Origin of the sequence: Brevundimonas abyssalis TAR-001 (assembly GCF_000466985.1) — a bacterium.
GTDB lineage: Bacteria > Pseudomonadota > Alphaproteobacteria > Caulobacterales > Caulobacteraceae > Brevundimonas > Brevundimonas abyssalis.
Genome location: NZ_BATC01000092.1, coordinates 1 through 7,359, shown reverse-complemented (window position 1 = coordinate 7,359; position 7,359 = coordinate 1). Strand labels below are relative to the sequence as shown.

Below are 7,359 nucleotides of genomic sequence, written 5' to 3'. Positions count from 1 at the left end.
CCCCCCGTCAGGTCGCGTCCAAGCGCGGCAAGAAGGTCTCGGATCTGCTGGGTCGCCGCAACGACGGCGCCTCGGCGCCCGAAGCCGTGGAGGCTGATAGATGGCCGCCAAGGACAAGAACACCGTCACCGTGCGTCAGATCGGAAGCCCGATCCGCCGCAAGAACGACCAGCGCGCCACCCTGGCGGGCCTGGGCCTGAACCGCATGGGCCGCGAGTCCACGCTGGAGGACACTCCTTCGGTGCGCGGCATGATCGCCAAGGTCGCCCACATGGTGGAAGTGGTCGAGAAGTAGGTTTCAGGGACCAGGTTCTAGGGACTGGGAAAGCGAGAGGCACAGAGTCTTTCTTCCCCCAGAACCTAGAACCCAGAACCCAGAACCTAGAACCTAGAACCTAGAACCTAGAACCATCCCAAACGCCGAGTCTGGCTTTGTCAGGCGCGAGAACCCGAAAGGATCAGGCACATGAAACTGAACGAAATCCGTGACAATGAAGGCGCCCACAAGAAGCGCATGCGTGTCGGCCGCGGCCCCGGTTCGGGCAAGGGCAAGACGCTGGACGCGGCGTCAAGGGCCAGAAGTCCCGTTCGGGCGTCGCCATCGGCGGCTTCGAAGGCGGCCAGATGCCCCTGTACATGCGCATGCCCAAGCGCGGCTTCAACAATCCGAACGCGCTGAAGCTGGCCGAAGTGAACCTGTGGCGTCTGCAGGACGCCGTGGACGCCGGCAAGCTGGACGCCAAGGCCGAGATCAACGGCGAGGCCCTGGTCGCCGCCGGCGTTCTGCGCCGCACCCGCGACGGCGTGCGCGTTCTGGGCACCGGCGAATTGAAGGCCAAGCTGAACCTGGTCGTGTGGTCGGCCTCGGCCGGCGCCAAAAAGGCCATCGAAGCGGCGGGCGGTTCGGTCGTCGAACAGCGCATCGCCGCCGAGGAAGCCGCCAAGGCGCGGGTCGACAAGCGCAACGCCGCGCGCGGCAAGCCCAAGGCCTGAGACCGGTCGTCATCGCGGCTTTGCGCCGCGCGCCAGGTCCGCGATGACGATTAGACAAAGGCGGCCCTCGCATGGGGGCCGCTTTTCACCTATCTGACGTCGAACCGTCAGCGTCCTCGGGGGACACACAATATGGCTTCGGCCGCCGAACAACTCGCAGCGAACATGAACATCGGCTCCTTCGCCCGCGCGAAGGAGCTGCACAAGCGCCTCCTGTTCACCCTGATGGCGCTGATCGTGTACCGCATCGGCACCTACATCCCGATCCCGGGCATCAACTCGCAGGCGTTCCTGGATTTCTTCGGAAACCCGGACCAGCAGCGCGGCATCCTGGACATGTTCAACATGTTCTCGGGCGGCGCGGTGGAGCGGATGGCCGTCTTCGCCCTGAACGTGATGCCCTACATCTCGGCGTCGATCATCGTTCAGCTCATGGGATCCGTTTACGGCCCCTGGGAGAAGCTGAAGAAGGAAGGCGGCGAGGCGGGCCGCAAGCAGCTGAACCAGTACACCCGTTACCTGACGGTCGTTCTGGCCATCGCCCAGTCCTTCGGCATCGCCGTCGGCCTGCAGAACTCGCAGGGCATGGTCGACCAACCGGGCGCGTTCTTCGTGCTGACCACGGTCGTGACCCTGACCGGCGGCACCATGTTCCTGATGTGGCTGGGTGAGCAGGTGACGGCGCGCGGCGTCGGCAACGGCATCAGCCTGATCATCTTCGCCGGCATCGTGGCGGTTCTGCCCAGCGCCATCGGGCGCCTGCTGGGCCTCGCCCAGGAGGGTCAGATCTCGGCCTTCGCCCTGCTGTTCATCACCGTTCTGTCCATCGCGGTCATCGTCTTCATCGTGTTCATGGAGCGCGCCCAGCGTCGTCTGCTGATCCAGTATCCCAAGCGTCAGCAGGGCAACCGCATGGTGGGCGGCGAAACCTCGTTCCTGCCGCTGAAGGTCAACACCGCCGGCGTGATCCCGGCCATCTTCGCCTCGTCGCTGCTGATGCTGCCGACCACGGTGGCGGCCATGGCGCCGAGCGCCAACATGGCCCCGTGGATGCAGTGGATCGTGGGCCAGATGCAGCACGGCCAGCCCGTGTTCATGGTGTTCTACGGCGCCCTGATCATCTTCTTCTGCTTCTTCTACACCTCCATCACCTTCAATCCGGAGGACACCGCCGAGAACCTGCGCAAGTACGGCGGCTTCCTGCCGGGCATCCGTCCGGGCAAGCGCACGGCGGAGTATCTGGACTATGTGCTGACCCGCCTGACCACCATCGGCGCGGCCTACATCACCGCCGTCTGTCTGCTGCCGGAGTTCATGATCACCCGCTTCGCCAGCCTCGGCTATTTCGGCGGCACCTCGCTGCTGATCGTGGTGGTGGTGTCCATGGATACGGTGGCCCAGATCCAGTCGCACCTGCTGGCTCACCAGTACGAAGGCCTCATCAAGAAGGCCAAGCTGCGCGGACGCGGGGCCCTGTCGCCCGGCCGCAAGTAAACGGCCGGGGAGGGCTGAGACGTGAACATCATCCTGTTTGGACCGCCTGCGGCGGGCAAGGGCACCCAGGCCAAGCGGCTGGTCGAGCAGCGGGGCATGGTCCAGCTGTCCACCGGCGACATGCTGCGCGCGGCCATCGCCTCGGGCTCCGAGCTGGGCCAGACCGTCAAGGACGTGCTGGCCCGCGGCGACCTGGTCACGGATGAGATCGTCATCGCCCTGATCAAGGAACGCCTGCCCGAGGCTGACGCCGCTGGCGGCGCGATCTTCGACGGCTTCCCCCGCACCGTGGCCCAGGCCGAGGCGCTGGACGCCATGCTGGCCGAGCGGGGCAGCGGCATCGACAAGGTGATCCGTCTCAAGGTGGATGACGCGGCCCTGATCGACCGCATCGCCAAGCGCTTCGCCGAACAGGGCCGGGCCGACGACAATCCCGAGACCTTCAAGGAGCGTCTGGGCGTCTACAACCGCCAGACCGCGCCGCTGCTCCCCTACTACGAGGGCAAGGGCAAGCTGGTGGAGATCGACGGCATGGGCGGCATCGACGAGGTCGCCACCGCCCTGGACGCCGTCCTCGACGCCTGACCGGCGTCAGTTCCCCAGAATGAACGCCGCCACCGCATCCGCCAGGCCCTCGGCCAGCGGGGCGTCGGGATCGGCGTAGACGGCGATGTTGCCCGCCCGGTCTTCGGGCGCGGCCTTCAGCACATGATTGACGCCTTCAAGATCGAGCCGCGCGGCGTTCGGCTGGGCGGTCGCCAGGCGTCGGCGTCCGCTGCGTTCACCTGAATATCGCGCGTGGCGTGGACGATCAGCATGGGCCGGTCCCAGGCGGCGGCGAGCGCGCGCGGGTCATGCCGGAACCACGAAATCAGGTAGGGCTGGACGGACGGGCGGAACAGCGCCTCCAGCCCGGGGATGGTCTCGACGGTACGCCCGGCCTCCATTTCCGAAAGACCGTCCATTGCCTGATCGTTCAGCGGTTGGGGCAGGGCGGCCAGCTGTTCCCGCAGGATGTCCGCGGCGGGACGTCCGGCTGACGCCAGCAGGACCACGCCGCAGACCTGCGGATTGTCCGCCGCCGCCACCTGGGCCACCAGCCCGCCCTCGCTGTGGCCCATCAGCCAGACACAGTCCCGCCCGGTCCTTTGCGCCAGTTCAGCGGCCCAAGCGCGGGCGTCTTCCGCCATATGGTCGAACCGCAGGGCGTCTTCGGACAGGGCCGCCATCGCGCTGGCGCCCACCCCGCGCTTGTCGATGCGCACGGTGGCGATCCCGTCGTCGGCCAGGGCCTCGGCCATCAGGCGCAGGGTCGCCGCCTGAATGGCGGGCATCTGATTGCCGTCGCGGTCCGTGGGGCCTGAGCCGGGGATCAGCACCGCGGCTGCGCGCGCGTCGACAGGCGTCAGCAGGGTGCCGTGCAGGGGCGCGGGCTCGGAGGGGATGACGATGTCCTCAGATGCCGGAGCGGACTGGATCAGGGCGGCGAGGGCGATGGCGCTGAGCATGAAGGTCTCCGGTTCAGAAAGGTTGGCGGTCGGGATCGGCGCGCCACACGCGCCAGCTTTCAAGGACCGACCAAAGGGCGGCGACGGAGACGCCCCCGATCAGGGTCATCATGCCGGCGGGCTGGGGCGCGAAGGGTGCGGCCACAATGCCGATCAGACCCAGCAGGCTGAACAGCCGCCCGGCCAGGCGGTTGGACTTCTCCCACGCCAGCCGGCTCTTGAAGGTCCAGGGCGTGCGCACGCCCACGGCGACATTCGGCCCCACACGGCCCAGAAAGGCGCCCACGGCCAGGAACAGCAGGCCCATGCCGCCCATCTGCAGGGCGGGCGATGGCAGGGCGCCGCCGGCCATCATCATGACCATGAAGGCGGTCGTGGCCCCGACGGTCAGAAGTGTGACCAGCTGCCCGGCCAGAAGGCCGCGGCGTCGCGAAACGTCGTCCGTGCGGCGGGCGTAATGGGCGAACCCCCAGCCGATGGCGGCCAGCATCAGGCCCATGGCGCCGATCACCAGACCGGCCTCCATGCGGTCGCCGAAGCGGTCGGGCGTCCCGTCGGCGCCGTAGTGCATGGGAATGGCGCCCTGCGGCCCGGACAGCAGCATCCAGGCGGCATAGGTCAGGATGGCCAGACTGGCCGCTACAGTGGCCAAGTCGATCAGGTTCAGTCGCGCTTTCATCACCCCTCCTTGTCGTTCAGGTCGTCCCGCGCGCCGGTCAGATCCATCAGGAACGCCAGCGCCTCCTCCACCGCCGAGATATCGAGCCGATAGCGGATGGAGGATCCATCCCGCTCGGCGCTGACCAGCCCGGCGTCCTTCAGCGCGGTCAGGTGTCCGGTCACCGTCGGCCAGGCCATGTCGAAGGCCGCCGCGATGTCGCCGGACGCCATTGGGCCTGCCCTCAGCATGGCGATGATGCGCCGCCGGACCGGATGGGACAGGGCCTTGAACACGCTGTTCATAGGAGGGAGGCTAATTAGGAAAAATCCTAATTGCAAGGGGTAGAACCGCCACGTCCCTGATTGACGCATCGCTGCTTCAGACTGGAGAGAGAAGGGGAGACCATGGCCGTGCAGGACGAGGACGCCGTAACGGACCTGGACTGGATGATCGACAGGGCCTGGCGCTGGGCGGCGCGGGCCCTGCGTGCCGGCCGTGCGCGAGAGACCGAGCGCTGGCTCATCATTCACGCCCGCCTGACCGCCATGCCGCGACCGGACCGGCCCGGCCCCGCTCCAGACGACAGCGAGGATGCAGACTCGGCCCCCGGCCTCCACGCGCGGTCGGATGCGCCGAAATCGTCCGACGAATTGCACCAATTGCACCAATTGCGCCGGTGTAACGACGAAGCGTCGGCGAAAATCCCGCACAGCGGCCCTTATCCGCCCTTCAGATCGCGGTCCCAGCCCCGATCCGGGCCCTGAGCGGCACGGGTCGAGCGGAAATCCTCATCAGGACAGCCGGAAATCGCCCCTGCACGAACAGAGGCCCCGGCCGCTTGCGTCCTTTAGATAGAGAAGCTGACGCCGCAGCCGCAGCTGGAGGCCGCGTTGGGGTTGCGGACCACGAACTGGGCGCCGGCCAGTTCGTCCACGAAGGCGATCTCGGAGCCCTTGAGGAAGGGGATGGAGACCGGATCGATGACCACGGCCTGGCCGTCACGCTCCACGCGCAGGTCGTCGTCCTCGGCGGCCTCGACCAGTTCGAAGCGGTACTGGAAGCCCGAGCACCCGCCGCCGTCGACGGCCACGCGCAGCAGGACGGCGCGGCCTTCGTCGGCCGACAGTTCGGCCAGACGCCGCGCGCCGCTTTCGGACAGCACGATGCCCTCAGGCGCGCGCTGGGCGATGCTGAGGGACAGGCCGGATGGGATCATGGGTTGGACGGTGCTCACGTCCCTCTATATGAGGCGCTTGCGGGCGTTCGCAAAGGCCCGCGATCAGACAAAGACGCCCGAGTGACCTTGTCCGCCCAACGCGCCCCCTATGCCGAGGCCCCCGATCAGTCGCGGGGGCGGCTGGTTCCCGAGACCGTCAGCCGCACCCGCAACGCCTTTGCGCGGGACCGGGACCGGATCATCCACTGCACCGCCTTCCGCCGCCTGAAGGAAAAGACCCAGGTGTTCGTGGCGCACGAGGGCGACCACTACCGCACCCGCCTGACCCACAGTCTGGAGGTGGCCCAGATCGCCCGGTCCATCGCCCACGCGCTGAAGCTGGATCAGGATCTGGCCGAGACCGTCGCCCTGGCCCACGACCTGGGCCATCCGCCGTTCGGCCACGCGGGCGAGGACGAGCTTCAGCTGTGCATGGCGGCCCACGGCGGCTTCGACCACAACGTCCAGACTTTCCGCGTGGTGACGAAGCTGGAGGAGCGCTATCCCGCCTTCGACGGCCTGAACCTGAGCTGGGAGACCATCGAGGGGGTGGTCAAGCACAACGGACCGGTGACGGACCAGCTGGACAAGCCGTCCTGGCGCGCCATCGCCGACTATGGCGCCGAATGGGACCTGCGGCTGGACAGCTTCGCCTCGCTGGAGGCCCAGGCCGCCGCCATCGCCGACGACATCGCCTACAACAACCACGACGTGGACGACGGGGTGCAGGCGGGGCTGTTCCGTCTGGACGACCTCAACGACGTGCCCCTGATCGGGCCGATCCTGCACGGCACGCGCAAGGACTGGCCTGATCTGGACAACCGCATGATACGGCTGGAGGCCGTGCGGCGCATGATCGGGGCCATGATCGACGATGTGCTGGCCGAGACCGAGCGCCGCATCGCCGAGGACCGGATCGGTACCGCCGAGGACGTGCGGACCGCCGGCCGCACCCTGGTGCAGTTCTCGGGGCCCATGATGGAGGACCTGGGGCGCCTGCGGGCGTTCCTGTACGAGCGGATGTACCGCCACTACCGGGTCAACCGCACGCGCAGCCAGGCCAGGCGCATCCTGTCGGAGATGTTCGCCCTGTTCATGCGCGAGCCCGACGTCCTGCCCCCGGAATGGAGTGGCAAGGCCAGGAGCGAGGACCCGGACCGGCGCGCCCGGGCGGTGTGCGACTACATCGCGGGCATGACGGATCGCTACGCCATCGAGGAGCACAGGAAGCTGTTCAGCCTCGACCTGCAGCTCGATCTGTGATTCGACTTAAACCGAAGGCCGGGCGGGGCGTAAGATAGGGGTTCGATCCCGCGATTCGCGGGCGGCCTGACCTGGAAGCGCGCCATGTCCTATGACGATAACAACCGCAACGATCCCGACCGCGGCGCCTATACGCCCCCGGACGACGACGATCTGCCGTTCCGCCGGGGCGGTTTCGACGCGCGTGGGGGGGCTCCCAAGAAGCCCATTCCCATGATGCTGAT

9 protein-coding genes and 2 pseudogenes are annotated in these 7,359 nt (G+C 67.6%); 7 read left to right on the top strand and 4 right to left on the bottom strand.

The genetic code is table 11. The features are described from left to right. The 5 genes and pseudogenes from MBEBAB_RS16360 to MBEBAB_RS14285 form a co-directional block, all read left to right on the top strand. Positions 1-92, top strand: a pseudogene (locus MBEBAB_RS16360) (30S ribosomal protein S5); the annotation flags it as partial. An 8-nt stretch (positions 93-100) separates the two neighbouring features. Then, positions 101-295: a 50S ribosomal protein L30 gene (gene rpmD, locus MBEBAB_RS14300; RefSeq protein WP_021698699.1), complete on the top strand. Its 195-nt coding sequence runs from the start codon at positions 101-103 to the stop codon at positions 293-295. A 171-nt stretch (positions 296-466) separates the two neighbouring features. After that, positions 467-993: pseudogene (gene rplO / locus MBEBAB_RS14295) on the top strand (50S ribosomal protein L15). A 132-nt stretch (positions 994-1,125) separates the two neighbouring features. Beyond that, positions 1,126-2,487 carry a preprotein translocase subunit SecY gene (secY, locus tag MBEBAB_RS14290; protein ID WP_021698696.1) on the top strand — a complete coding sequence of 454 codons (1,362 nt, stop codon included), beginning with the start codon at positions 1,126-1,128 and terminating at the stop codon, positions 2,485-2,487. A 21-nt stretch (positions 2,488-2,508) separates the two neighbouring features. Next, positions 2,509-3,072: an adenylate kinase gene (locus tag MBEBAB_RS14285; RefSeq protein WP_021698695.1), complete on the top strand. Its 564-nt coding sequence runs from the start codon at positions 2,509-2,511 to the stop codon at positions 3,070-3,072. Positions 3,073-3,188: 116 nt separating this feature from the next. Here MBEBAB_RS14285 and MBEBAB_RS14280 read toward each other — a convergent pair whose 3' ends face one another. From MBEBAB_RS14280 to MBEBAB_RS14270, 3 genes are read right to left on the bottom strand one after another with little or no spacing between them, the layout of a single operon-like run. Further along, the gene (locus MBEBAB_RS14280; RefSeq protein WP_242397186.1) at positions 3,189-3,995 is read right to left on the bottom strand and encodes an alpha/beta hydrolase; all 807 of its coding nucleotides are present in this window, start codon (positions 3,993-3,995) and stop codon (positions 3,189-3,191) included. Positions 3,996-4,008: 13 nt separating this feature from the next. After that, positions 4,009-4,674: an SdpI family protein gene (locus MBEBAB_RS14275; RefSeq protein WP_021698693.1), complete on the bottom strand. Its 666-nt coding sequence runs from the start codon at positions 4,672-4,674 to the stop codon at positions 4,009-4,011. Next, positions 4,674-4,958 (bottom strand): metalloregulator ArsR/SmtB family transcription factor, encoded by a 285-nt coding sequence (locus MBEBAB_RS14270; RefSeq protein WP_021698692.1) that lies wholly within the window; start codon positions 4,956-4,958, stop codon positions 4,674-4,676. Before MBEBAB_RS14270 ends, MBEBAB_RS14275 begins: the two co-directional genes overlap by 1 nt. A 102-nt stretch (positions 4,959-5,060) precedes the next feature. On the opposite strand from MBEBAB_RS14270, the gene MBEBAB_RS14265 reads away from it, so the two are divergent. Continuing rightward, the gene (locus MBEBAB_RS14265; RefSeq protein ID WP_045319447.1) at positions 5,061-5,420 is read left to right on the top strand and encodes a hypothetical protein; all 360 of its coding nucleotides are present in this window, start codon (positions 5,061-5,063) and stop codon (positions 5,418-5,420) included. Positions 5,421-5,503: 83 nt separating this feature from the next. Here MBEBAB_RS14265 and erpA read toward each other — a convergent pair whose 3' ends face one another. After that, on the bottom strand, positions 5,504-5,872 hold the full coding sequence (gene erpA, locus MBEBAB_RS14260) for an iron-sulfur cluster insertion protein ErpA (protein ID WP_021698691.1): 369 nt from the start codon (positions 5,870-5,872) through the stop codon (positions 5,504-5,506). Positions 5,873-5,959: 87 nt separating this feature from the next. On the opposite strand from erpA, the gene MBEBAB_RS14255 reads away from it, so the two are divergent. Further along, on the top strand, positions 5,960-7,135 hold the full coding sequence (locus tag MBEBAB_RS14255; RefSeq protein WP_081703555.1) for a deoxyguanosinetriphosphate triphosphohydrolase: 1,176 nt from the start codon (positions 5,960-5,962) through the stop codon (positions 7,133-7,135). Positions 7,136-7,359: the final 224 nt, after the last annotated feature.